The following is a 1666-nucleotide window of genomic DNA, read 5'->3' as shown; positions in this document are numbered from 1 at the left end:
TGCCCAGCTCGCGCTCGCCACCGTCCGGTTTCGGGATCGTCACCCGCCGCACCGGCATCGGCCGGTACGTCCCCCGCAGCAGTTGCTCACGTATTGCCGGCCAGGCTGTCACCAGATGTCGCGCAGTCTGGTCAATGTCCAGTCCGTCCATACCCGGTGCACCCTTGTTCGCCCGCACCCGCCTGAGCGCCTGCCGCAGGTTCTCTCTCGTCAGCGCTGCTTCCAGCAGCGCCGACCCTGTGTCTCTCGTCTCATGCCGCGAGCCACAGGCTTCGTCGCTCACGGCTTCACGCGCAGCTTCACCGCGCGCTGCCACCGCTCGCCCCGCTCGCGCGGGCATCTGACGCCTTGCCTGTTGCGTCGGCATGTCGTTAAACACTCCTTCCCGTTCGGTCCTTCGCCACCCGCTCCAGCCTCGCCGGCCTGTCCTGTGGCTACTATGACCTCTGCTGAGACCTCGCTCCGGTTCGACACCGTCGCCCTTTCAGGCATGAGGCGAGGCGTCCCCAGGTAAGAACGCACTCCTTCATCGCACAGCCGCCGCATTTACGCCGCTTCGCCTTGGTCACGAGAGCTTTGCGGTTTCATGCCCGCTCGCCCTGCTCGGCAGCGCCTTCTATGCAGTTCTTGTTCATCGGCTCGCGATTTACGCTCCACGCTTCCTTCCCACACTCGGTCGCCCTCATGCAGTTGCGCTTCACTTCATTCGCTGTGACCAGCTTATGGCGGGACTTGCACCCGCAGGAGTGCGCGGGCGCACATGAAACAACGAAGGGCCGCGTCTGCGGCCCTTCGTCATTCAGCACCTACCAAACCCTATAGCGGATTGGCCGGATAGTACGAGCTCATAAAAATGATTGCCTTCTTCTCAGCGTCGTTCAGTTTGACCCGCTCCGGATTTCGATCGAATCGTTCCAATCTAGATTTCCTATCAAGCCCCAATATTACGTTGTGAATGTCGACAGGAAGAGGCACTACCGAATCGATCAAGCATACAACTTCCTCGCCCTCTCGCACAGCAAGCATCGCCGCATCAATCGATTCTGCCTCTCCAGTTTTAAGGTTGAATCGAAACCGATACTGAGTCGTTACCGTCCTTGCTTGAATTCCAGTGTCGGTAATGGCCTCCACCAAACAGACCAAGCTCGGCCCCCCTGGGTTTTCGGATGGGAAACTGGCGTGGAAGATATCCCCAACGACCAAGCTCCTGAGCAACTCCTCGCGATCCGGCATCATTTACTCCCCTTATTTATGTACAGTTCCAACGTAATTGCCTTTTCGGCCGGCGATTCATTCTCAACACCCAGCATCTTGACGGCACAACTCGTACATAAAATTAACCCGTTCACCTTATAAGCTCCAGTGCTGCCATAACTCCCCCCATTTTGACACCCTGCGCTGAAACCTTGGCACTTGAGATCACCGGCTGCAGCAACCTGAACCGCCGCCTGATTCCCTGCCGATGTCGCGGGCATGCTGAACGCTGGCGTATCAAGCTTCGGTGTAGTGGCCGGAGCCGTCGTATTGCTCGCAAAGTTCCCCGACGCCGACGCAATCAGCCCGCTCGGATCCGTCAGATTGATGGGGTTGTTCTTTACATACGCGTACAGATTCAGATCATCCGCATACCCCACCGGATCCGTCTGCAGAAACCTCCCCAACCCAG

Annotated in this window: 2 protein-coding genes and 1 pseudogene; all 3 read right to left on the bottom strand. The window is 58.5% G+C overall.

Features of this window, described 5'->3' with window-relative positions; all coding sequences use genetic code 11:
- Positions 1–367 (bottom strand): annotated as a pseudogene (locus tag BO1_RS56020) (group II intron reverse transcriptase/maturase); the annotation flags it as partial.
- 449 nt (positions 368–816) lie between these two features.
- Positions 817–1236, bottom strand: coding sequence for a hypothetical protein (locus BO1_RS48755; protein ID WP_028223765.1), 420 nt, complete (start codon positions 1234–1236; stop codon positions 817–819).
- Positions 1233–1666, bottom strand: a 434-nt coding sequence (locus BO1_RS56015; RefSeq protein WP_043289336.1) for an RHS repeat-associated core domain-containing protein, incomplete at its 5' end; no start/stop codon positions are given. The genes BO1_RS48755 and BO1_RS56015, both read right to left, overlap by 4 nt.

The sequence above is a fragment of the Paraburkholderia oxyphila NBRC 105797 genome, assembly GCF_000685075.1.
GTDB classification, from domain to species: domain Bacteria; phylum Pseudomonadota; class Gammaproteobacteria; order Burkholderiales; family Burkholderiaceae; genus Paraburkholderia; species Paraburkholderia oxyphila.
Note: the sequence above shows the minus strand (reverse complement) of the source record. Positions and strands in the feature narration are given on the sequence as shown.

Coding starts and splice junctions, on each gene's coding strand:
- BO1_RS48755 (WP_028223765.1), bottom strand. CDS start 1,236: ATGATGCCGGATCGCGAGGAGTTGCTCAGGAGCTTGGTCGTTGGGGAT.